Below are 23,318 nucleotides of genomic sequence, written 5' to 3'. Positions count from 1 at the left end.
ACACGTCACCCTTTATCGTTTGGATTGAGGGCTGCTGTCAACCGTTGTTGTACCTCAAGTTGCAGCTGATTATTAAGGGCACGCCGGTCGGCGGTGGCGATTATGAATAAATCTTCTACTCGCTCACCAATGGTTGTAATTCGGGCGCCATGCAGCGAAATTCCCAGATCCGCAAAAACCTGACCAACCCGCGCCAGCAGGCCCGGCTGGTCGAGTGCGATCAGCTCGAGGAACGATTTCCGGTCTGTGTGTGTTGGCAGGAAATTGACCTCTGTATCAACCGTGAAATGACGCAATTTGGCCGGCTGACGACGGGGTTGCGGCGGCTGCCAGCTGTGCTGGGTAATCGCCTGTTCCAGACCGAAGCGAATGCCTTCGTGACGATCGGAAGAGAGCGGGCTGCCGTCCGGTTCCAGCACGATAAATGTATCCATCGCCATGCCGTCGCGGGTGGTAAAGATCTGCGCGTCATGAACGCTCAGATTGCGCCGGTCGAGTTCGGCGCAAACGGCGGCAAACAGATAAGCCCTGTCCGGACTCCAGATAAAGATCTCCGTGCCGCCGCGCGTAGCTTGCGGGCTCAGCAGGATCAGTGGTTTTTTTAGGTCGTGCTTCAACAGATGCCGCGCGTGCCAGGCGAGCTGATGTGGGCTGTGACGCACAAAATAGTTGGCCCGACAGCGCGACCAGATCTGGTGCAGCGCTTCTTCATCAATGTTATCCATTCGCAGCAACGCCAGCGCCTGAAGCTGATGATGGCGCACGCGCTCGCGCATATCCGGGGTGTTTTGCATCCCGCGGCGCAGCTGCTTTTCGGTGGCGAAATAGAGCTCACGCAACAGGCTCTGCTTCCAGCTGTTCCACAGGGTTTCGTTGGTAGCGCAGATATCCGCAACAGTCAGGCAGACCAGGAAACGCAGGCGGTTTTCCGTTTGCACGATTTCGGCGAACTGCTTGATCACTTCCGGGTCCTGGATATCGCGACGCTGCGCGGTGACAGACATCAAAAGGTGATGGCGTACCAGCCAGGCGACCAGTTGCGTTTCGCGGGAGTTAAGCCCGTGTAGTTCAGCAAATTTCAGCACGTCCTGTGCGCCGAGCACCGAATGATCGCCCCCGCGCCCTTTGGCGATATCGTGGAACAGGGCGGCAATCAGAATCAACTCTGGGTGGCTGAGGCGCGGCCACAGCTCAACGCACAGCGGATGTTTCGCACGCGTCTCTTCTTTGGCGAAACTTTCCAGTTTCAGCATCACGCGAATGGTGTGTTCATCCACCGTGTAAGCATGGAACAGGTCAAACTGCATTTGGCCGACGATGTGCGACCACTGCGGCATATAGGCCCAGAGCACGCTGTGACGGTGCATCGGCAGCAGCCCACGGCTGACCGCGCCGGGGTGGCGCAACATGCTCAGGAATAACGAACGCGCCTCCGGGATATAGCATAAAGGCTGCGTCAGATGCCGACGGGCATGGCGCAGATGGCGCAACGTAGTGGAGTAGATCCCGGTTATCGTGCTGTTGCGCACCATCGTGTAGAACATCCGCAGGATTGCTTCCGGCTCGCGGATAAACAGCGTTTCATCGCGCAGATCGATAAGCGTACCGCGCAGCTGAAATTCGTCATCAATCGGGCGCGGTTTTTCATCGGTAGTCAGTGCCAGGATCGCTTCGTCGAACAGCTGCAACAGCATCTGATTGAGTTCAGACACGCGGCGAGTCACGCGGAAGAAATCCTTCATCATGTGCTCAACCGGCTCGTTACCTTCCCCGCTGTAGTTCAGGCGCTGGGCGACGCTGAGCTGGCGGTCAAACAGCAGGCGGTTGTCATAGCGGGTGACTTCCAGATGCAGTGCAAAACGGATTCGCCACAGCAGATGCAGACATTCGTTCAGTTCGTTGCGTTCGGCTTCGGTTAAAAAGCCAAAGCCGACCATTTCGTCCATCGATGTCGCACCAAAATGGCGGCGGGCGACCCACTGCAGAGTATGAATATCCCGCAGGCCGCCTGGGCTGCTTTTGATATCCGGTTCGAGGTTATAGCTAGTGCCGTGATAGCGCTGGTGGCGGACATTTTGCTCTTCAACCTTGGCGGCAAAAAAGCGTTCTGATGGCCAGAAACCGTCGCTGAAAATGTGCTTTTGCAGTTCAAGGAACAGGGCGACATCGCCGATCAGCAGGCGCGTTTCAATCAGGTTGGTGGCGACGGTAAGATCCGACAGTCCTTCGAGCAGACACTCTTCGAGCGTGCGGACGCTGTGGCCGACTTCCAGCTTCACGTCCCACAGCAGCGTCAGCAGTTCACCCACTTTTTGCGCCTGCTCGTCGGACAGTTTTTTGCGGCTCAGTACCAGCAGGTCGATGTCGGAAAGTGGGTGCAGTTCACCGCGTCCGTAACCACCCACGGCAACCAACGCGACGTCACTGATCTGGCCGAAGCCGTAATCGATCCACAGGCGCTGCAACAGCTGATCGATAAATTCGGTGCGCGCTTCGATAAGCTCTTCTGCCGAAATGCCTTCGTCAAAGGCTTTTCCCAGCCAGCGCTGAAAAACGTCGATATGCGCTTTGATATCCGCCACCGTGAGCTCGCGCTGTGGCCAGACGCCAGGGTTGTCCGGCTGGTCGGGCAGGGTGGGGAGAGCCGTGTTGGGATACTGTTCGGGTAAAAGGTTACTCATCTCGTGCGTCACCCATAAGTAAAAGCTATAGCCATTAAAAAAGCCGGCATTTGCCGGCTTCTTATTATTCGTTGTGCGAGAGTATCGCCGGGATGGTGTCATCCTTTCGCAACGTCATAATTTCGCAGCCGTTGTCTGTTACCACAATAGTATGCTCGTACTGCGCAGACAAGCTTCTGTCTTTGGTTTTTACCGTCCAGCCATCTTTCATGGTGCGGATGCGGTAGTCGCCGGAGTTCACCATCGGTTCGATGGTGAAGGTCATGCCTTTTTGCAGAACCACGCCGCCGTCATCCGCATCGTAGTGCAGAACCTGCGGTTCTTCATGGAAGACACGGCCAATGCCGTGCCCGCAGTATTCGCGCACCACGGAGAAACCTTCCGCTTCGACGAATTTCTGAATGGCAGCACCGAGGGTACGCAGGCGGATACCCGGCTTCACCATTTTCAGCGCCAGGTAGAGGCTTTCCTGGGTGATGCGGCACAGACGCTCGCCGAGAATGGTCGGTTTGCCGACGATAAACATTTTGGAGGTATCGCCGTGATACTCATCTTTGATAACGGTCACGTCGATGTTAACGATATCGCCATCTTTCAGCAGTTTCTCGTCATCCGGAATACCGTGGCACACTACTTCATTAATAGAGATGCAAACGGATTTCGGGAAGCCGTGATAGCCGAGGCAAGCGGAAACCGCGTGCTGCTCGTTGACAATATAGTCGTTACAAATGCGATCCAGCTCGCCGGTGCTGACGCCCGGTTTGATGTACGGCTCGATCATTTCCAGCACTTCAGCGGCCAGACGACCGGCGACGCGCATCTTTTCAATTTCTTCAGGGGTCTTAATAGAGATAGCCATGTAATCTGTCCATCGGTGTCGATTTTTTCGACAATACTAGTCTAAGTGTTGTCAATGGTACCAGTCTGGAGCGCCGCCTGCCAAATTGAGAATCATTAACAGCACACTCCGTCAACAACTGTTGGTGTCTGGTAGTGTTTTGTGGTATAAAGCGCGCCGGACTTCCGATCCATTTCATCTACACAAGATGGACCAGAAGCGACAATCTCACTTTGTGTAAATAACACACACGTATCGGCACATATTCCGGGGTGCCCTTTGGGGTCGGTAATATGGGATACGTGGAGGCATAACCCCAACTTTTAAATAGAGGTTTTAAACATGGCAACTGTTTCCATGCGCGACATGCTCAAGGCTGGTGTTCACTTCGGTCACCAGACCCGTTACTGGAACCCGAAAATGAAGCCTTTCATCTTCGGCGCGCGTAACAAAGTTCACATCATCAACCTTGAGAAAACTGTACCAATGTTCAACGAAGCCCTGGCTGAGCTGAGCAAGATCTCTTCCCGTAAAGGTAAGATTCTGTTTGTTGGTACTAAACGCGCTGCAAGCGAAGCTGTGAAAGAAGCTGCAAACAGCTGCGATCAGTTCTTCGTGAACCATCGCTGGTTGGGCGGCATGCTGACCAACTGGAAAACTGTTCGTCAGTCCATCAAGCGCCTGAAAGATCTGGAAATCCAGTCTCAGGACGGTACTTTCGATAAGCTGACCAAGAAAGAAGCGCTGATGCGTACTCGTGAGCTGGACAAGCTGGAAAACAGCCTGGGCGGTATCAAAGACATGGGCGGTCTGCCAGACGCTCTGTTCGTTATCGATGCTGACCACGAGCACATCGCAATCAAAGAAGCGAACAACCTGGGTATCCCAGTGTTCTCTATCGTTGATACCAACTCCGATCCGGACGGCGTTGACTTCGTTATCCCGGGTAACGACGATGCAATCCGTGCAGTTACACTGTACCTGAGCGCTGTTGCAGCTACCGTTCGTGAAGGCCGTTCCCAGGATCTGGCTTCTCAGGCGGAAGAAAGCTTCGTAGAAGCTGAATAATAAGGTCCTCCCTTATTTAGTACCGTGTATAAATAGGGGCCTCTTTCTGGCCCCTTTTTCACTTTTAAGACTGTCTGGTTTTTTAACCGGGCAGGACATCTCTCCCGAGGATTAAAGAATGGCTGAAATTACCGCATCCCTGGTAAAAGAGCTGCGCGAGCGTACTGGCGCAGGCATGATGGATTGCAAAAAAGCGCTGACTGAAGCGAACGGCGACATCGAGCTGGCAATCGAAAACATGCGTAAATCCGGCGCAATCAAAGCGGCGAAAAAAGCTGGTAACGTTGCAGCTGATGGCGTGATCATCACTAAGATCAATGGCAACTACAGCATCATTCTGGAAGTTAACTGCCAGACTGACTTCGTTGCTAAAGACGGTGGCTTCCAGGCATTTGCTAACAAAGTTCTGGACGCAGCTGTTGCAGGCAAAATCACTGACGTTGACGTTCTGAAAGCACAGTTCGAAGAAGAACGTGTTGCCCTGGTTGCTAAAATCGGTGAGAACATCAACATTCGTCGCGTTGCTGCACTGGAAGGCGAAGTACTGGGTTCATACCAGCACGGCGCACGTATCGGTGTACTGGTAGCGGCTAAAGGCGCTGACGAAGAGCTGGTTAAACAGCTGGCTATGCACATCGCTGCAAGCAAACCAGAATTCGTTAAACCAGAAGACGTGTCTGCTGAAGTAGTAGAAAAAGAGTACCAGGTTCAGCTGGACATCGCCATGCAGTCTGGCAAGCCAAAAGAAATCGCAGAGAAAATGGTTGAAGGCCGCATGAAGAAATTCACCGGCGAAGTTTCTCTGACTGGCCAGCCTTTCGTAATGGATCCAAGCAAGTCTGTTGCTCAGCTGCTGAAAGAGCACAACGCTGATGTGACTGGCTTCATCCGCTTCGAAGTGGGCGAAGGCATCGAGAAAGTTGAAACTGACTTCGCAGCAGAAGTTGCTGCAATGTCCAAGCAGTCTTAATGATTGCGAAGGAGCCGCCTGAGGGCGGCTTCTTTTTGCCCCTCGCGTGTAAATCAGACAGAGCCCGCTAGTTTCTGTGCTGATATGCGACATACAATGTCGCCAGAATTAACCCCATCTTAATCGTTGACAGTCTCAGGAAAGAAACATGGCTACCAATGCAAAACCCGTGTACAAACGCATTCTGCTTAAGCTGAGTGGCGAAGCACTGCAGGGAACAGAAGGCTTCGGTATTGACGCAAGCATTCTCGACCGCATGGCACAGGAAATCAAAGAACTGGTTGAACTGGGTATCCAGGTTGGCGTGGTGATTGGCGGTGGCAACCTTTTCCGTGGCGCTGGTCTGGCGAAAGCGGGTATGAATCGTGTTGTGGGCGACCACATGGGTATGCTGGCAACCGTGATGAATGGCCTGGCAATGCGTGATGCGCTTCATCGTGCTTATGTGAACGCCCGCCTGATGTCCGCTATTCCGCTGAATGGCGTGTGTGACAATTACAGCTGGGCAGAGGCGATCAGCCTGCTGCGCAATAACCGCGTGGTGATCCTCTCCGCCGGTACCGGTAACCCATTCTTTACGACTGACTCCGCTGCGTGCCTTCGCGGGATCGAGATCGAAGCAGACGTTGTGCTGAAAGCGACCAAAGTGGATGGCGTGTTTACTGCCGATCCGGCAACTGATCCGACTGCGACCATGTACGAACAGCTGAGCTACAACGAAGTGCTGGATAAAGAGCTGAAAGTGATGGATCTTGCCGCCTTCACGCTGGCTCGTGACCACAAATTACCGATTCGTGTTTTCAACATGAATAAGCCTGGTGCACTGCGTCGCGTAGTGATGGGCGAAAAAGAAGGCACTTTGATCACGGAGTAATATCCGTTGACGACAAATCAAGGTAAGATTCCGCATTACTTTGTAGTGGGTTTGTTACCTGGACGCGCCTTTGGCGTTGTCATGAATTAAACGCGACTATACTTAGCACACCCATAGCGGCTGTGCTGGCGGATAGTCTGCCTGAGACTAGTTTTCAAGGATTCGTAACGTGATTAACGACATCAGAAAAGATGCTGAAACACGCATGGAAAAGTGCGTAGAAGCGTTCAAAAACCAAATCAGCAAAGTGCGTACTGGTCGCGCTTCTCCAAGCCTGCTCGATGGCATTGTGGTTGAATACTACGGTACTCCAACTCCGCTGCGTCAGCTGGCAAGCGTCACAGTTGAAGACACCCGTACCCTGAAAATCAACGTTTTCGATCGTTCTCTGGGCCCGGCTGTTGAGAAAGCGATCATGGCTTCCGATTTGGGTCTGAACCCAAGCTCTGCGGGTACTGATATCCGTGTTCCACTGCCTCCGCTGACAGAAGAACGTCGTAAAGAGCTGATTAAAGTGGTTCGTGGCGAAGCTGAAGGCGCTCGCGTTGCCGTACGTAACGTACGTCGTGATGCTAACGATAAAGTGAAAGCGCTGCTGAAAGAAAAAGAAATCAGCGAAGATGACGATCGTCGCTCCCAGGACGACGTGCAGAAAATGACCGATGCAGCGATCAAGAAAGTTGACGCGGCGCTGGCAGATAAAGAAGCGGAACTGATGCAGTTCTGATTTCTGACGTCATCTGATAAAACGCCGTACAGAAAGTCCTGTGACTTTGCTGGCGGCGTTTTGCTTTTATATGGTCTAACTTTTTTCCGGGCATCTCATGAAGCATTTAACTCTCCTCGGCTCGACCGGCTCAATCGGTTGCAGCACTCTCGACGTTGTTCGTCATAACCCTGAACACTACACGGTGGCCGCTCTTGTGGCCGGAAAGAACGTGCAGCGTATGGTTGAGCAATGTCTGGAGTTTACTCCCCGCTATGCGGTGATGGATGACGAGGAAAGTGCTCGCCAGGTCAAAACGCTGCTGGCGGAGAATGGCAGTCGTACGAAAGTTCTGAGTGGCCAACAGGCGGCGTGTGAAATGGCAGCGCTGAACGAGGTGGACCTGGTGATGGCGGCTATTGTGGGTGCGGCCGGGCTGCTGCCAACGCTTGCTGCTATTGATGCCGGTAAAACGGTACTGCTGGCAAATAAAGAGTCACTGGTCACCTGTGGTCGCCTGTTTATGGACGCAGTAAAGGCGCGCGGTGCGCGACTTTTACCGGTAGATAGCGAACATAACGCCATTTTTCAGAGTTTGCCGCAACCGTTTCAGGAAAACCTGGGTTACGCTTCCCTTGAGCAGAATGGCGTTGTGTCGATTCTGCTTACCGGGTCTGGTGGCCCGTTCCGTGAAACGCCGATGTCTGAGCTGGCTTCAATGACGCCCGATCAGGCCTGTCGGCATCCGAACTGGTCGATGGGACGTAAAATTTCCGTCGATTCCGCCACTATGATGAACAAAGGTCTGGAATACATTGAAGCCCGCTGGCTGTTTAATGCGTCGGCGAAACAGATGGAAGTGCTCATCCACCCACAGTCTGTGATTCATTCTATGGTGCGTTATCAGGACGGCAGCGTGCTTGCGCAATTGGGGGAACCGGATATGCGCACGCCAATTGCTCACTCTATGGCGTGGCCAAACCGTGTTATCTCTGGGGCAAAACCGCTCGATTTTTGCAAAATCAGCGCATTGACCTTCAGCGAACCTGACTACGATCGCTACCCTTGTCTGAAGCTGGCGATGAACGCCTTCGATCAGGGGCAAGCGGCGACGACGGCACTCAACGCGGCCAATGAAATTACCGTCGAGGCATTTCTGCAACAGCGAATCCGCTTTACAGATATTGCGACACTCAATCTGTCGGTTCTTGAAGCGATAGATCTGCGTGAACCACAGAGTGTGGAAGAAGTGCTGGCAGTCGATGCTGCAGCGCGCGTTGTTGCGCACCAACAAGTGACACGTCTCGCAAGCTCGTGATAATCCACCCACTAGTGGTCGTGCTATTTGTTAGCGTTGGGCTTCAGTGATATAGTCTGCGCCACCTGATTGCAGGCATTTGACTTTGAGTGGTCAGGCAAGCCGTGGTTTACACGGCTTTTTTGTGGAAAGGCTTCAGTATTCCTGAGTACCGTTAAATCCTTTCAGGGACTAAAAACGCGTTATGTTGTCTGCGAATCAACCAATAAGCGAAAACTTGCCAGCTCATGGCTGTCGCCATGTAGCAATCATCATGGATGGCAACGGCCGCTGGGCGAAAAGACAAGGGAAGATACGAGCCTTTGGGCATAAAGCTGGGGCGAAATCTGTTCGCCGCGCCGTTTCTTTTGCCGCCAATAACGGCATTGATGCGTTAACGCTCTATGCTTTCAGCAGTGAAAACTGGAATCGACCGCCGCAGGAAGTGACTGCGTTGATGGAATTGTTTGTGTGGGCGCTCGACAGCGAAGTAAAAAGCCTGCACCGCCACAACGTACGCTTGCGCATTATCGGCGATACCAGTCGTTTTAACTCACGTCTGCAGGAACGCATTCGTAAAGCGGAAGCGGTGACCGAAAATAATACCGGTCTGACGCTGAATATCGCGGCGAATTACGGCGGACGTTGGGACATTATCCAGGGTGTTCGGCATTTGGCTGAGCAAGTTCAGGAAGGGCTGTTAAGACCCGACCAGATTGATGAAGAGGCGCTGGGTCAGCAAATCTGCATGAACGAACTGGCACCCGTGGATTTGGTTATTAGGACAGGGGGAGAACATCGAATTAGTAACTTTTTGCTTTGGCAAATTGCCTACGCCGAACTTTACTTTACGGATGTTCTTTGGCCCGATTTTGATGAACAAGACTTTGAAGGTGCGTTGAATGCCTTTGCCAATCGTGAGCGTCGCTTCGGCGGTACTGAGCCTGGCACCGAAAAAGTCTGATGGGGGTAGCTTTTGCTGAAGTATCGCCTGATTTCCGCTTTTGTATTAATACCCATCGTTATCGCGGCGCTGTTTTTGCTGCCGCCGGTGGGATTTGCCATTGTCACGCTAGTGGTGTGTATGCTCGCGGCGTGGGAATGGGGGCAGCTTAGCGGCTTTACTTCGCGCACTCAGCGGGTATGGCTGGCAGTACTCTGTGGCCTGTTACTGGCGCTGATGCTGTTTATGTTGCCTGAATATCATCACGATATTCATCAGCCATTGATCGTAGGTTCCCTGTGGGCCTCGCTGGGCTGGTGGGTTGCCGCATTACTGCTGGTGCTTTTTTATCCCGGTTCTGCAACGTTCTGGCGCAATTCTAAAACGCTGCGTCTGATTTTTGGCCTGCTCACAATTATTCCTTTTTTCTGGGGTATGCTTGTGCTGCGCGTCTGGCACTATGACGATAACCACTACAGCGGCTCACTGTGGCTTCTTTATGTGATGATTCTCGTCTGGGGTGCTGACTCCGGTGCCTATATGTTTGGCAAACTGTTCGGCAAACATAAGCTGGCGCCGAAAGTGTCGCCTGGCAAAACCTGGCAGGGGTTCATCGGTGGGCTGTTTACGGCCGCGTTAATCTCCTGGGGTTATAGCGTGTGGGCAAATCTTGAAGTCGCTCCAGGTACGCTCCTGATTTGTTCCATTTTCGCTGCACTGGCATCAGTATTGGGTGATTTGACCGAGAGTATGTTTAAGCGCGAAGCAGGGATCAAAGACAGCGGCCACCTCATTCCAGGACATGGTGGAATACTGGACCGTATTGATAGCCTCACGGCTGCGGTACCGGTGTTTGCATGCCTGTTGTTGCTGGTATTTGGCACGATTTAACGGAAGGTTTTATGCTGAGCATCCTTTGGAATTTGGCGGCGTTCATTGTTGCACTTGGTGTACTGATCACCGTGCACGAGTTTGGCCATTTCTGGGTTGCCCGGCGTTGCGGAGTGCGGGTCGAGCGTTTTTCTATTGGCTTCGGTAAATCACTGTGGCGTCGTACTGACCGACAGGGAACCGAGTTTGTTATTGCGCTTATCCCACTCGGCGGCTACGTCAAAATGCTTGATGAGCGTGTAGAGCCAGTCGCCCCCGAAATGCGACATTACGCGTTCAATAACAAAACGGTAGGCCAACGCGCCGCTATCATTGCTGCCGGACCGGTAGCCAACTTCATCTTCGCCGTTTTCGCCTATTGGCTGGTGTTTATCATCGGTGTCCCTGGTGTTCGTCCGGTTGTTGGCGAAATAACCGCCAACTCCGTCGCAGCAACAGCGCAAATTGCGCCAGGTATGGAACTTAAAGCAATCGATGGTATCGAAACCCCTGATTGGGATGCCGTAAGGCTGCAATTGGTTTCGAAAATCGGCGATGACCAGACCACTATCAGTGTTTCACCGTTTGGGGCCAATCAGCGTCAGGACAAAGTCCTCGATTTACGTCACTGGACTTTTGAGCCTGACAAAGAAGATCCTGTTGCTGCATTAGGGATTCGCCCTCGCGGTGCACAGATTGAACCTGTGTTAGCTGAAGTGCAGGCTGATTCGGCTGCAAGTAAAGCAGGTTTGCAAGCGGGCGATAGGATCGTTAAAGTCGATGGTCAGCCGTTAACACAATGGATGACCTTTGTTATTCTGGTGCGCGATAATCCTGGCACACCGCTGGCAGTCGAAATTGAACGGCAGGGGAGTCCGCTCTCTTTGACGCTCATCCCGGACACCAAGCCGGGTGGTGGTAAGGCAGAAGGATTTGCTGGCGTAGTGCCAAAAGTGATCCCGCTGCCAGATGAGTACAAAACAATACGCCAGTATGGACCGTTTAGCGCCATCCTTGAAGCCACGGATAAAACATGGCAACTGATGAAGCTTACGGTCAACATGTTGGGGAAATTGATAACCGGTGACGTAAAACTGAACAACCTCAGTGGGCCGATTTCTATCGCTCAAGGGGCTGGGATGTCAGCAGAATACGGGGTGATTTACTATCTCATGTTTCTCGCGCTCATTAGCGTGAACCTCGGGATAATCAACCTGTTCCCGCTTCCCGTTTTAGACGGTGGGCATCTGCTGTTTTTAGCGATTGAAAAGCTAAAAGGTGGGCCGGTATCCGAGCGAGTTCAAGACTTTAGTTATCGCATTGGCTCGATACTGCTGGTGCTGTTAATGGGGCTTGCGCTTTTCAATGATTTCTCTCGGTTGTAAGAGAGATAGTTAGGAAGAATGCATAATAACGATGGCGATGAAAAAGTTGCTCATAGCGTCGCTGCTGTTTAGCAGCGCAACCGTATACGGTGCTGAAGGGTTCGTAGTGAAGGATATTCATTTCGAAGGCCTTCAGCGTGTCGCCGTCGGTGCGGCCCTCCTCAGTATGCCAGTTCGCCAGGGCGACACGGTTAATGATGAAGATATCAGTAATACCATTCGCGCATTGTTTGCCACTGGCAACTTTGAGGACGTCCGCGTCCTGCGTGATGGTGATACGCTGCTGGTTCAGGTGAAAGAACGCCCAACGATTGCCAGTATCACTTTCTCCGGTAACAAATCGGTGAAAGACGATATGCTCAAGCAAAACCTTGAAGCATCGGGTGTTCGTGTGGGTGAATCTCTGGACCGCACAACCCTGTCTGATATCGAAAAAGGACTGGAAGACTTCTACTACAGCGTCGGTAAATACAGCGCAAGCGTCAAAGCTGTTGTCACCCCACTGCCGCGTAACCGCGTCGATCTGAAGCTTGTCTTCCAGGAAGGCGTCTCTGCGAAGATCCAGCAGATCAACATCGTGGGCAACCACGCGTTCAGTACGGACGAGCTGATCTCCACCTTCCAGCTGCGCGATGAAGTGCCGTGGTGGAACGTGGTCGGCGATCGTAAATACCAGAAACAGAAGCTGGCGGGAGATCTTGAAACCCTGCGTAGCTATTATCTGGATCGTGGATACGCTCGTTTCAACATCGACTCTACTCAGGTCAGTCTGACTCCGGACAAGAAAGGGATCTACATTACGGTTAACATTACTGAAGGCGAGCAGTACAAGCTTTCAGGTGTTGAAGTCAGTGGAAACCTGGCGGGTCACTCTGCTGAGATCGAGAGTCTGACTAAGCTCCAGCCGGGCGAGCTGTATAGCGGCGCGAAAGTGACCAAAATGGAAGACGGCATTAAAAAGCTGCTCGGCCGTTATGGTTACGCCTATCCGCGTGTACAAACTCAGCCTGAAATCAACGATACGGATAAAACCGTTAAGCTCCACGTCAACGTTGATGCGGGCAACCGCTTCTATGTGCGTAAGATTCGCTTTGAAGGTAACGATACCTCCAAAGATTCCGTACTGCGTCGTGAAATGCGCCAGATGGAAGGCGCATGGCTAGGCAGCGATCTCGTTGACCAGGGTAAAGAGCGTCTGAACCGTCTGGGTTACTTCGAAACGGTTGATACGGATACACAGCGTGTATCAGGCAGCCCGGACCAGGTAGACGTTGTTTATAAAGTAAAAGAACGTAACACCGGTAGCTTTAACTTCGGTGTGGGCTACGGCACAGAAAGTGGCGTGAGCTTCCAGGTCGGTGTGCAGCAGGATAACTGGTTAGGTACAGGGTATTCCGTTGGTATCAATGGTACCAAGAACGACTACCAGACCTATTCCGAGTTCTCTGTTACTAACCCGTACTTCACCGTTGACGGTGTCAGTCTGGGTGGTCGTATTTTCTATAACGACTTTAAAGCAGATGACGCGGATCTGTCCTCATACACCAACAAAAGTTATGGTCTTGATGGCACCCTCGGTTTCCCGATAAATGAATACAACACCCTGCGTGCTGGTTTAGGTTACGTGCATAACGACCTGTCCAATATGCAACCACAGGTGGCCATGTGGCGTTATCTCGATTCAATCGGGCAGAAGGCAAGCACCTCTAGCGACAACAACGGTTTCGCTGCTGATGACTTCACCTTTAACTACGGCTGGACCTATAACCGTCTTGACCGTGGCTTCTTCCCGACTGAAGGTTCTCGCGTTAACCTCAACGGTAAAGTGACGGTTCCGGGTTCTGATAACGAGTTCTACAAACTCACGCTGGATACCGCGTCTTACTTCCCGATTGATGACGACCACAAGTGGGTTGTTCTGGGTCGTACCCGTTGGGGTTACGGTGATGGTTTAGGTGGCAAAGAATTGCCATTCTATGAGAACTTCTATGCAGGTGGTTCCAGCACCGTACGTGGCTTCCAGTCCAATAACATTGGTCCGAAAGCGGTTTACTACGGCGGTAATGACACTGATAACTGCGATAAAAAATCGTCTTCAGAAGTCTGTAGTTCTGATGATGCGGTGGGCGGTAACGCCATGGGTGTTGCGAGCCTTGAGTTCATTACACCAACTCCGTTTATCAGCGATAAGTATGCAAACTCAGTACGTACTTCGTTCTTCTGGGATGCAGGTACCGTGTGGGATACCAACTGGCAGAACACGGCTCAGATGAAAGCGGCGGGCGTGCCGGATTATAGCGATCCGAGCAATATTCGCATGTCTGCAGGTATCGCATTACAATGGATGTCACCGTTGGGGCCGTTGGTCTTCTCCTACGCCCAGCCGTTTAAGAAATACGATGGAGACAAAGCGGAGCAGTTCCAGTTTAACATTGGTAAAACCTGGTAATAATCCGTTGCAATGGAATGCGTTGGCAGTGTAGCGCTGACAACCGGCGATCGCACAGACGATCGCCTTGCCACGCAAAGAACGGTACCTTCGGGTACCAATGGGATGGTAAGGAGTTTATTGTGAAAAAGTGGTTATTAGCTGCAGGTCTGGGTTTGGCGATGGTAACTTCTGCTCAGGCAGCGGACAAAATTGCAATCGTGAACATGGGTAATCTTTTCCAGCAGGTTGCACAGAAAACGGGTGTTTCTGCGACTCTGGAAAACGAATTCAAAGGCCGTGCTGGCGAACTGCAGGGTATGGAAAACGACCTTCAGTCCAAAATGCAGCGTTTGCAGCGTGATGGTTCTACCATGAAAGCTGCCGATCGTAGCAAGCTGGAAAAAGACGTAATGGCACAGCGTCAGACTTTCTCTCAGAAAGCGCAGGCTTTCGAACAGGATCGTCAGCGTCGTTCTAACGAAGAACGCGGCAAACTGGTTACTCGTATCCAGAGCGCTGTGAAAGCGGTTGCAGCCGATCAGAACATCGATCTGGTTGTTGATGCAAACGCCGTTGCTTTCAATGGTAGCGATGTGAAAGACATCACTGCTGATGTTCTGAAACAGGTTAAATAAGTAATGCCTTCAATTCGACTGGCTGATCTCGCTCAGCAGTTGGATGCAGAATTACACGGTGATGGCGATATCGTCATCACCGCTGTTGCGTCCATGCAATCTGCTAAAGCAGGCACAATTACGTTCATGGTAAGCCCTAAGTACCGTGAGCACCTGGCTCAATGCCAGGCGTCTGCTGTCGTTCTGACGCAGGACGACCTTCCGTTTGCCACCTCAAGTGCACTGGTAGTGAAAAATCCCTACCTGACCTACGCACGTATGGCTCAAATTCTTGATACCACGCCGCAGCCGGCGCAGAACATTGCTGCCAGTGCAGTGATTGATCCTTCGGCTAAGCTGGGTAACAACGTCTCAATTGGCCCAAATGCCGTTATCGAATCCGATGTTGTTCTCGGTGATAATGTGGTGATTGGTGCAGGTTGCTTCGTTGGTAAACACACAAAAATTGGCGCAGGTACCCGCTTGTGGGCCAATGTATCCGTTTATCATGAGATCGAAATCGGCGAAAATTGCCTGATTCAGTCAAGTACCGTAATCGGTTCAGACGGCTTTGGCTATGCTAACGATCGGGGTAACTGGATTAAGATTCCTCAGCTCGGCCGCGTGATTATCGGCGATCGCGTTGAGATCGGTGCCTGCACTACCATTGACCGCGGTGCGCTCGACGACACCATTATTGGCAATGGTGTTATCATTGATAACCAATGTCAGATTGCGCATAACGTTGTGATTGGCGACAATACGGCAGTTGCGGGTGGCGTAATCATGGCAGGCAGCTTGAAAATTGGCCGTTACTGCATGATCGGTGGTGCCAGCGTGATTAATGGGCATATGGAAATATGCGACAAAGTCACGGTGACAGGCATGGGTATGGTGATGCGTCCTATCACTGAACCGGGTGTCTACTCCTCCGGCATTCCGCTGCAACCGAACAAAGTGTGGCGTAAAACCGCAGCCCTGGTGATGAACATTGATGATATGAGTAAGCGCCTCAAAGCGATTGAGCGCAAAATCGATCAACAAGACTAAAGGTTCATCCCTATAACGCTAAATTTCCCGGCCTGTCGGCTTTCTTATAAACCGGCAGGCCGTGTTATTATTGCTATTCAGTAAATTTTGACAGGAAGAGTATTTTGACTACCGACACTCATACTCTGCATATTGAAGAGATTTTAGAGCTTCTGCCGCACCGCTACCCGTTCTTGCTGGTAGATCGTGTGTTGGATTTTGAAGAAGGTCGTTTTCTGCGCGCAGTGAAAAATGTCTCAGTAAATGAGCCATTCTTCCAGGGACATTTCCCTGGTAAACCTATCTTCCCGGGTGTTTTGATCCTGGAAGCGATGGCACAGGCGACCGGTATTTTGGCGTTTAAAAGCGTCGGGAAACTGGAGCCGGGTGAACTGTATTACTTCGCGGGTATTGATGAAGCGCGCTTTAAGCGTCCAGTCGTACCTGGTGATCAGATGATCATGGAAGTGACTTTTGAGAAAACGCGCCGTGGTCTGACGCGCTTCAAAGGCGTTGCGCTGGTTGACGGCAAAGTTGTTTGCGAAGCTACCATGATGTGCGCGCGTAGCCGGGAGGCCTGATACGTGATTGATAAATCTGCCTTTATTCATCCTACCGCCATTGTGGAAGAGGGTGCCGTAATTGGTGCCAACGCTCACATTGGTCCTTTTTGTATTGTTGGGCCCCATGTCATTATTGGCGAGGGTACCGTACTGAAGTCTCATGTTGTGGTAAATGGTCATACGACCATTGGCCGCGATAATGAGATCTATCAGTTTGCCTCCATTGGCGAAGTTAACCAGGATCTTAAATATGCTGGCGAACCGACCCGTGTGGAAATAGGCGATCGTAATCGCATTCGCGAAAGCGTCACCATTCATCGTGGCACATTACAGGGTGGTGGATTGACGAAGGTGGGCAGTGACAACCTCTTTATGGTGAATGCGCACATTGCTCATGACTGTACTGTGGGTAGCCGCTGTATCCTCGCCAACAACGCAACGCTGGCGGGACACGTATCGGTTGATGATTTCGCAATCATTGGCGGCATGACCGCAGTCCATCAGTTCTGCATCATTGGTGCACACGTGATGGTCGGCGGTTGCTCCGGTGTGGCACAAGATGTCCCACCGTATGTGATTGCGCAGGGCAACCATGCGACGCCGTTTGGCGTCAACATTGAAGGTCTCAAGCGTCGTGGCTTCAGCCGCGAAGCTATCACCGCGATCCGCAACGCGTACAAACTTCTGTACCGTAGCGGCAAAACGCTGGAAGAGGCCAAGCCAGAAGTTGCAGAGCTGGCAGAACAGCACCCTGAAGTGAAAGCGTTCACCGAATTCTTTGAACGCTCAACTCGTGGTCTGATTCGTTAATGGTCGACAATCGTCCATTAACGATAGCCCTGGTCGCCGGAGAAACCTCCGGCGATATTCTTGGTGCAGGTCTAATCCGCGCACTCAAGGCTCGCGTACCTAACGCTCGCTTTGTCGGCGTTGCCGGTCCGCTGATGCAGGCCGAAGGCTGCGAAGCCTGGTACGAAATGGAAGAGCTGGCGGTGATGGGCATTGTGGAAGTGCTGGGCCGTTTGCGCCGTTTACTGCACATTCGCGCCGATCTTACCCGTCGTTTTACCGACCTCAAACCCGATGTGTTTGTCGGCATCGATGCCCCTGATTTCAATATCACCCTTGAAGGGAACCTGAAAAAGCAGGGTATCAAAACGATCCACTACGTCAGTCCGTCCGTCTGGGCGTGGCGACAGAAACGCGTTTTCAAAATAGGCAGATCGACCGATCTGGTGCTGGCATTCCTGCCTTTCGAAAAAGCGTTTTACGATAGATTCAATGTTCCGTGCCGCTTTATCGGTCACACTATGGCAGACGCCATGCCGCTTGATCCCGATAAAAATGCGGCGCGCGATGTTCTTGGCATCCCGCATGATGCCCACTGTCTGGCCCTGCTGCCAGGAAGTCGCGGTGCAGAAGTGGAAATGCTTAGCGCCGATTTCCTGAAAACGGCGCAAATCCTCCGGAAGACTTATCCCGATCTGGAAGTGGTTGTGCCGCTGGTGAATGCGAAACGCCGCGAGCAGTTCGAGCGCATCAAAGCCGAAGTGGCGCCAGACCTGCACATCCATCTGCTGGATGGCAAAGGCCGTGAGGCAATGGTCGCCAGCGATGCTGCGCTGCTTGCTTCGGGCACGGCGGCGCTGGAGTGTATGCTCGCCAAATGTCCGATGGTGGTGGGTTATCGCATGAAGCCGTTTACCTTCTGGCTGGCGAAACGCCTGGTGAAAACGGATTATGTGTCGTTGCCTAACCTGCTGGCCGGGCGCGAGCTGGTGAAAGAGTTATTGCAGGATGAGTGTCAGCCGCAGGCCTTAGCCGATGCGCTGCAGCCATTACTGGCAGATGGCAAAACCAGTCACCAGATGCATGATACTTTCCGCGAATTGCACCAGCAGATTCGCTGTAATGCTGATGAGCAAGCGGCTGATGCGGTGCTGGAGTTAGCAAAATGATGGAATTTATTTATCCGCACACGCATCTGGTGGCGGGTGTGGACGAAGTCGGGCGCGGTCCGCTGGTCGGCGCGGTGGTGACTGCTGCCGTCATCCTCGACCCTCATCGTCCGATTATCGGGCTTAATGACTCGAAAAAGCTTTCCGAAAAGCGCCGTCTGGCGCTCTTTGATGAGATCAAAGAAAAAGCATTAGCCTGGAGCTTAGGCCGCGCTGAGCCTGAAGAGATCGACACGCTGAATATTTTACATGCCACCATGCTGGCGATGCAGCGTGCTGTTGCTGGACTAAAAATTACTCCAGAATATGTACTGATTGACGGAAACCGTTGTCCTGCGCTACCTATGCCTTCACTGGCGGTGGTGAAGGGCGATAGCCGCGTGCCTGAAATCAGCGCGGCATCTATTATTGCTAAAGTCACGCGCGATGCTGAAATGGCCGCGCTGGACGTCACTTTTCCCCAGTATGGCTTTGCCCAGCACAAGGGGTATCCGACCGCTTTCCATCTGGAAAGACTGGCTGAACACGGCGCAACTGAACATCATCGACGCAGTTTTGGTCCGGTGAAACGCGCACTGGGACTGGTGTCCTGAATCAATACGCAAGCAATTAAGTAACGCGGAATCTGAAGATGGCTGAACCACGTTTCGTACACCTGCGGGTGCATAGCGACTACTCCATGATTGATGGGCTGGCGAAGACCGGGCCGCTGGTAAAAAAGGCGGCCTCGCTTGGCATGCCTGCGCTGGCGATCACCGATTTCACTAACCTTTGCGGTCTGGTGAAGTTCTACGGAACGGCGCATGGCTCAGGTCTGAAGCCTATTGTCGGTGCAGATTTTCACGTCCAGAGCGATCTGATCGGCGATGAGCTGACGCAAATTTCTGTGCTTGCCATGAATAACACGGGTTACCAAAACCTGACGCTGCTGATCTCCCGCGCCTACCAGCGCGGCTACGGTGCCGCAGGCCCGTGGATCGACCGCGAGTGGCTGGCAGAGCTGAATGAAGGCTTATTGCTCATCTCTGGTGGCCGCATGGGTGATGTCGGCAAAAGCCTGATCCGTGGCAATAGCGTGCTGGTTGATCAGTGCGTCGCATTTTACGAAGAACACTTCGCGGATCGTTTCTATCTGGAACTGATCCGTACCGGTCGTCCTGATGAGGAAAGCTACCTGCATGCGGCGGTGGCCCTTGCGGAAGAGCGCGGTTTACCGGTGGTTGCGACTAACGACGTGCGTTTCCTTGAACCGGGTGATTTTGATGCGCATGAAATCCGCGTGGCGATTCACGATGGTTTTACGCTCGACGATCCCAAACGCCCGCGCAACTACTCTTCGCAGCAGTACATGCGCAACGAAGATGAGATGTGTGAGCTGTTCGCAGACATCCCGGAAGCGCTGGAAAATAGCGTAGAAATTGCCCGTCGCTGTAACGTCACCGTTCGTTTGGGCGAATACTTCCTGCCTCAGTTCCCGACCGGTGATATGACCACGGAAGATTTCCTGGTTGTGAAATCGAAAGAGGGTCTGGAAGACCGTCTGGAATTCCTGTTCCCGGATCCTGTAATCCGCGCAGAAAAACGTCCGCCATATGACGAACGTCTGGATATCGAACTCCAGGTGATTAACCAGATGGGGTTCCCTGGCTACTTCCTTATCGTAATGGAATTTATCCAGTGGTCGAAGGATAACGGCGTGCCGGTTGGCCCTGGCCGTGGTTCCGGTGCGGGGTCGCTTGTGGCCTACGCGCTAAAAATTACTGACCTCGATCCGCTTGAGTTTGACCTGCTGTTCGAACGTTTTCTTAACCCCGAACGTGTCTCAATGCCCGACTTTGACGTCGATTTCTGCATGGAGAAACGCGATCAGGTCATTGAGCACGTCGCGGATATGTATGGCCGTGATGCGGTATCACAGATTATTACCTTCGGTACGATGGCGGCGAAAGCCGTTATCCGTGACGTGGGGCGCGTGCTGGGCCATCCCTATGGTTTCGTCGATCGCATCTCTAAACTGGTGCCGCCCGATCCGGGCATGACGCTGGCGAAGGCCTTCGAAGCGGAACCGCAGCTGCCGGAAATCTACGAAGCTGACGAAGAGGTCAAAGCGCTGATTGATATGGCGCGCAAGCTGGAAGGTGTCACGCGTAACGCCGGTAAGCACGCCGGTGGTGTGGTTATCGCGCCGACGAAAATTACCGATTTTGCGCCGCTGTATTGCGACGAATCGGGCCAGCATCCGGTCACCCAGTTCGATAAAAACGACGTTGAGTACGCCGGCCTGGTGAAATTCGACTTCCTGGGTTTGCGAACGCTCACTATCATTGATTGGGCTCTGAAGATGATCAACCCGCGCCGGGCCAAACAGGGCCTGGAGCCGATTGATATCGCCGCCATTCCGCTCGATGACAAGAAAAGCTTCGACATGCTGCAACGCTCGGAAACCACTGCGGTGTTCCAGCTCGAATCGCGCGGCATGAAAGATCTGATTAAGCGTCTGCAGCCCGACTGCTTCGAAGATATGATCGCACTGGTAGCACTGTTCCGTCCGGGCCCGTTACAGTCAGGAATGGTAGATAACTTTATCGACCGTAAGCACGGTCGCGAAGAAATCTCCTACCCTGACGTTCAGTGGCAGCATGAGTGCCTGAAACCTGTTCTTGAGCCAACGTACGGTATTATCCTGTACCAGGAACAGGTGATGCAGATTGCCCAGGAGCTTTCCGGCTATACCCTTGGCGGCGCGGATATGCTGCGTCGTGCGATGGGTAAGAAAAAGCCGGAAGAGATGGCCAAGCAGCGCGGCACCTTTGAAGAGGGCGCGAAAAGCCGTGGCGTAGACGGTGAGCTGGCAATGAAAATCTTCGATCTGGTGGAGAAATTCGCCGGTTATGGATTTAACAAATCGCACTCCGCTGCTTATGCGCTGGTTTCGTATCAAACCCTGTGGCTGAAAGCGCACTATCCGGCAGAATTTATGGCGGCGGTAATGACCGCTGATATGGATAACACCGAGAAAGTGGTTGGCCTGGTCGATGAATGCTGGCGTATGGGGCTGAAAATCTTGCCGCCGGATATTAACGCCGGGATGTACCATTTCCACGTCAACGACGACGGTGAAATAGTTTACGGTATCGGTGCTATCAAAGGCGTGGGCGAAGGCCCAATCGAAGCGATCATCGAAGCGCGTAACAATGGCGGTTATTTCCGCGAACTGTTTGATCTTTGCGCCCGGACTGACACCAAAAAACTGAACCGTCGAGTACTGGAAAAACTGATTATGTCCGGGGCGTTTGACCGCCTCGGCCCGCATCGCGCGGCGCTGATGAACTCCCTCGGTGACGCGCTGAAAGCGGCTGACCAGCACGCGAAAGCGGAAGCGATTGGTCAGGCAGATATGTTTGGTGTGCTGGCGGAAGAGCCTGAGCAGATTGAGCAGTCTTATGCCAACTGTCAGCCGTGGCCAGAACATACAGTGCTGGAAGGAGAGCGTGAAACGTTAGGCTTGTACCTGACGGGGCATCCGATCAACCAGTATCTGAAAGAAATTGAGCGCTATGTCGGAGGCTACAGGCTAAAAGACATGCATCCGACGGAACGTGGTAAAATGACCACGGCGGCGGGGCTCGTCATTGCGGCGCGGGTTATGGTCACCAAGCGCGGTAATCGCATCGGCATCTGTACTCTGGATGACCGTTCCGGGCGGCTGGAGGTGATGTTATTCACCGAAGCGCTGGAAAAATACCAGCATTTGCTGGAAAACGACCGCATACTTATCGTCAGCGGACAGGTCAGCTTTGATGACTTCAGCGGCGGGCTTAAAATGATGGCCCGTGAAGTGATGGATATTGACGAAGCCCGGGAAAAATATGCTCGCGGGCTTGCTATCTCGCTGACGGACAGGCAAATTGATGACCAGCTTTTAAACCGACTCCGTCAGTCTCTGGAACCCCATCGATCGGGGACCATTCCAGTACATCTCTACTATCAGAGGGCGGATGCACGTGCGCGATTGCGCTTTGGTGCAACGTGGCGTGTCTCTCCGAGCGATCGTTTACTCAACGATCTCCGTGGCCTCATTGGTTCGGAGCAGGTGGAACTGGAGTTTGACTAATACAGGAATACTATGAGTCTGAATTTCCTTGATTTCGAACAGCCGATTGCAGAGCTGGAAGCGAAAATCGATTCTTTGACAGCGGTAAGCCGTCAGGATGAAAAACTGGATATTAACATCGACGAAGAAGTGCATCGTCTGCGTGAAAAAAGCGTAGAACTGACGCGCAAAATCTTTGCCGATCTCGGCGCATGGCAGATTGCCCAGCTGGCTCGTCATCCACAGCGCCCGTACACCCTGGATTATGTCCGCCTGGCGTTTGATGAATTTGACGAACTGGCAGGCGATCGCGCTTATGCTGACGACAAAGCCATTGTCGGCGGTATCGCACGTCTGGATGGTCGCCCGGTGATGATCATTGGTCATCAGAAAGGCCGTGAAACCAAAGAGAAGATTCGTCGTAACTTTGGTATGCCAGCACCGGAAGGTTACCGTAAGGCACTGCGCCTGATGGAAATGGCCGAACGCTTTAACATGCCGATCGTGACCTTTATCGACACTCCTGGTGCATACCCAGGCGTCGGTGCAGAAGAGCGCGGTCAGTCAGAAGCCATCGCGCGCAACCTGCGTGAAATGTCTCGTCTGTCGGTCCCGGTGATCTGTACCGTGATCGGTGAAGGCGGTTCCGGCGGCGCACTGGCTATCGGTGTGGGCGATAAAGTGAATATGCTGCAGTACAGCACCTATTCCGTTATCTCCCCGGAAGGCTGCGCGTCCATTCTGTGGAAGAGCGCAGACAAAGCGCCGCTGGCGGCGGAAGCGATGGGTATTATCGCGCCACGTCTGAAAGAGCTGAAGCTTATCGATACCGTGATCCCAGAACCGCTGGGCGGCGCGCATCGTAAGCCAGAAGTGATGGCAGCTTCCCTTAAAGCGCAGCTGCTGGCCGATTTGGCCGATCTCGATGTGCTGAGCAAAGAAGACCTGCTCAACCGTCGTTATCAGCGCCTGATGAACTACGGTTACGCGTAATCTGC

Annotated in this window: 19 protein-coding genes; 17 read left to right on the top strand and 2 right to left on the bottom strand. The window is 52.7% G+C overall.

The features are described from left to right. Positions 1 to 5: 5 nt before the first annotated feature. On the bottom strand, positions 6 to 2,681 hold the full coding sequence (gene glnD / locus C3708_RS09035) for a bifunctional uridylyltransferase/uridylyl-removing protein GlnD (protein ID WP_103949107.1): 2,676 nt from the start codon (positions 2,679 to 2,681) through the stop codon (positions 6 to 8). A 64-nt stretch (positions 2,682 to 2,745) separates the two neighbouring features. Further along, positions 2,746 to 3,540, bottom strand: coding sequence for a type I methionyl aminopeptidase (map, locus tag C3708_RS09030; protein ID WP_095280837.1), 795 nt, complete (start codon positions 3,538 to 3,540; stop codon positions 2,746 to 2,748). Positions 3,541 to 3,861: 321 nt separating this feature from the next. On the opposite strand from map, the gene rpsB reads away from it, so the two are divergent. From rpsB to accA, 17 genes are all read left to right on the top strand, one after another. After that, positions 3,862 to 4,587 (top strand): 30S ribosomal protein S2, encoded by a 726-nt coding sequence (rpsB, locus tag C3708_RS09020; protein ID WP_095280838.1) that lies wholly within the window; start codon positions 3,862 to 3,864, stop codon positions 4,585 to 4,587. 118 nt (positions 4,588 to 4,705) lie between these two features. Further along, on the top strand, positions 4,706 to 5,557 hold the full coding sequence (gene tsf / locus C3708_RS09015) for a translation elongation factor Ts (RefSeq protein ID WP_095280839.1): 852 nt from the start codon (positions 4,706 to 4,708) through the stop codon (positions 5,555 to 5,557). Between the two features lie 148 nt (positions 5,558 to 5,705). Then, the gene (gene pyrH, locus C3708_RS09010; RefSeq protein WP_095280840.1) at positions 5,706 to 6,431 is read left to right on the top strand and encodes a UMP kinase; all 726 of its coding nucleotides are present in this window, start codon (positions 5,706 to 5,708) and stop codon (positions 6,429 to 6,431) included. Positions 6,432 to 6,600: 169 nt separating this feature from the next. Next, complete coding sequence (gene frr, locus C3708_RS09005; protein ID WP_095280841.1) at positions 6,601 to 7,158, top strand: ribosome recycling factor; 558 nt, start codon at positions 6,601 to 6,603, stop codon at positions 7,156 to 7,158. 97 nt (positions 7,159 to 7,255) lie between these two features. Next, positions 7,256 to 8,455 carry a 1-deoxy-D-xylulose-5-phosphate reductoisomerase gene (gene ispC / locus C3708_RS09000; RefSeq protein WP_103948057.1) on the top strand — a complete coding sequence of 400 codons (1,200 nt, stop codon included), beginning with the start codon at positions 7,256 to 7,258 and terminating at the stop codon, positions 8,453 to 8,455. A gap of 184 nt (positions 8,456 to 8,639) precedes the next feature. After that, positions 8,640 to 9,398 carry a (2E,6E)-farnesyl-diphosphate-specific ditrans,polycis-undecaprenyl-diphosphate synthase gene (gene ispU, locus C3708_RS08995; RefSeq protein ID WP_095280843.1) on the top strand — a complete coding sequence of 253 codons (759 nt, stop codon included), beginning with the start codon at positions 8,640 to 8,642 and terminating at the stop codon, positions 9,396 to 9,398. 12 nt (positions 9,399 to 9,410) lie between these two features. After that, positions 9,411 to 10,268, top strand: coding sequence for a phosphatidate cytidylyltransferase (cdsA, locus tag C3708_RS08990; RefSeq protein ID WP_095280844.1), 858 nt, complete (start codon positions 9,411 to 9,413; stop codon positions 10,266 to 10,268). 11 nt (positions 10,269 to 10,279) lie between these two features. Further along, entirely contained in the window at positions 10,280 to 11,632 is a 1,353-nt protein-coding gene (rseP, locus tag C3708_RS08985; protein ID WP_095280845.1) for a sigma E protease regulator RseP, read from the top strand. Positions 11,633 to 11,663: 31 nt separating this feature from the next. Continuing rightward, on the top strand, positions 11,664 to 14,081 hold the full coding sequence (gene bamA / locus C3708_RS08980) for an outer membrane protein assembly factor BamA (RefSeq protein ID WP_095280846.1): 2,418 nt from the start codon (positions 11,664 to 11,666) through the stop codon (positions 14,079 to 14,081). A 122-nt stretch (positions 14,082 to 14,203) separates the two neighbouring features. Beyond that, entirely contained in the window at positions 14,204 to 14,698 is a 495-nt protein-coding gene (gene skp, locus C3708_RS08975) for a molecular chaperone Skp (RefSeq protein WP_095280847.1), read from the top strand. Between the two features lie 3 nt (positions 14,699 to 14,701). After that, the gene (gene lpxD, locus C3708_RS08970; protein ID WP_095280848.1) at positions 14,702 to 15,727 is read left to right on the top strand and encodes a UDP-3-O-(3-hydroxymyristoyl)glucosamine N-acyltransferase; all 1,026 of its coding nucleotides are present in this window, start codon (positions 14,702 to 14,704) and stop codon (positions 15,725 to 15,727) included. A 104-nt stretch (positions 15,728 to 15,831) separates the two neighbouring features. Continuing rightward, positions 15,832 to 16,287, top strand: a complete 456-nt coding sequence (gene fabZ, locus C3708_RS08965) for a 3-hydroxyacyl-ACP dehydratase FabZ (RefSeq protein ID WP_007373234.1) — start codon at positions 15,832 to 15,834, stop codon at positions 16,285 to 16,287. Positions 16,288 to 16,290: 3 nt separating this feature from the next. Beyond that, entirely contained in the window at positions 16,291 to 17,079 is a 789-nt protein-coding gene (gene lpxA, locus C3708_RS08960) for an acyl-ACP--UDP-N-acetylglucosamine O-acyltransferase (protein WP_095280849.1), read from the top strand. Continuing rightward, on the top strand, positions 17,079 to 18,227 hold the full coding sequence (gene lpxB / locus C3708_RS08955; protein WP_095280850.1) for a lipid-A-disaccharide synthase: 1,149 nt from the start codon (positions 17,079 to 17,081) through the stop codon (positions 18,225 to 18,227). Before lpxA ends, lpxB begins: the two co-directional genes overlap by 1 nt. Beyond that, positions 18,224 to 18,820 (top strand): ribonuclease HII, encoded by a 597-nt coding sequence (rnhB, locus tag C3708_RS08950; RefSeq protein ID WP_095280851.1) that lies wholly within the window; start codon positions 18,224 to 18,226, stop codon positions 18,818 to 18,820. Before lpxB ends, rnhB begins: the two co-directional genes overlap by 4 nt. A 38-nt stretch (positions 18,821 to 18,858) precedes the next feature. After that, a complete protein-coding gene (gene dnaE / locus C3708_RS08945; protein WP_103949106.1) occupies positions 18,859 to 22,341 on the top strand; it encodes a DNA polymerase III subunit alpha in 3,483 nt (1,160 codons plus the stop codon). Positions 22,342 to 22,353: 12 nt separating this feature from the next. Further along, positions 22,354 to 23,313 carry an acetyl-CoA carboxylase carboxyl transferase subunit alpha gene (accA, locus tag C3708_RS08940; RefSeq protein ID WP_095280853.1) on the top strand — a complete coding sequence of 320 codons (960 nt, stop codon included), beginning with the start codon at positions 22,354 to 22,356 and terminating at the stop codon, positions 23,311 to 23,313. Positions 23,314 to 23,318: the final 5 nt, after the last annotated feature.

This window comes from Lelliottia sp. 7254-16, assembly GCF_002922995.1.
In the GTDB taxonomy this organism is placed as follows: domain Bacteria; phylum Pseudomonadota; class Gammaproteobacteria; order Enterobacterales; family Enterobacteriaceae; genus Enterobacter; species Enterobacter jeotgali.
Note: the sequence above shows the minus strand (reverse complement) of the source record. Positions and strands in the feature narration are given on the sequence as shown.

Bases quoted from the DNA above. Each gene is read 5' to 3' on its own strand.
- glnD (WP_103949107.1), bottom strand. From the start codon at position 2,681: ATGAGTAACCTTTTACCCGAACAGTATCCCAACACGGCTCTCCCCACC.
- map (WP_095280837.1), bottom strand. From the start codon at position 3,540: ATGGCTATCTCTATTAAGACCCCTGAAGAAATTGAAAAGATGCGCGTC.
- rpsB (WP_095280838.1), top strand. From the start codon at position 3,862: ATGGCAACTGTTTCCATGCGCGACATGCTCAAGGCTGGTGTTCACTTC.
- tsf (WP_095280839.1), top strand. From the start codon at position 4,706: ATGGCTGAAATTACCGCATCCCTGGTAAAAGAGCTGCGCGAGCGTACT.
- pyrH (WP_095280840.1), top strand. From the start codon at position 5,706: ATGGCTACCAATGCAAAACCCGTGTACAAACGCATTCTGCTTAAGCTG.
- ispC (WP_103948057.1), top strand. From the start codon at position 7,256: ATGAAGCATTTAACTCTCCTCGGCTCGACCGGCTCAATCGGTTGCAGC.
- ispU (WP_095280843.1), top strand. From the start codon at position 8,640: ATGTTGTCTGCGAATCAACCAATAAGCGAAAACTTGCCAGCTCATGGC.
- rseP (WP_095280845.1), top strand. From the start codon at position 10,280: ATGCTGAGCATCCTTTGGAATTTGGCGGCGTTCATTGTTGCACTTGGT.
- bamA (WP_095280846.1), top strand. From the start codon at position 11,664: ATGGCGATGAAAAAGTTGCTCATAGCGTCGCTGCTGTTTAGCAGCGCA.
- lpxD (WP_095280848.1), top strand. From the start codon at position 14,702: ATGCCTTCAATTCGACTGGCTGATCTCGCTCAGCAGTTGGATGCAGAA.
- lpxB (WP_095280850.1), top strand. From the start codon at position 17,079: ATGGTCGACAATCGTCCATTAACGATAGCCCTGGTCGCCGGAGAAACC.
- rnhB (WP_095280851.1), top strand. From the start codon at position 18,224: ATGATGGAATTTATTTATCCGCACACGCATCTGGTGGCGGGTGTGGAC.
- dnaE (WP_103949106.1), top strand. From the start codon at position 18,859: ATGGCTGAACCACGTTTCGTACACCTGCGGGTGCATAGCGACTACTCC.
- accA (WP_095280853.1), top strand. From the start codon at position 22,354: ATGAGTCTGAATTTCCTTGATTTCGAACAGCCGATTGCAGAGCTGGAA.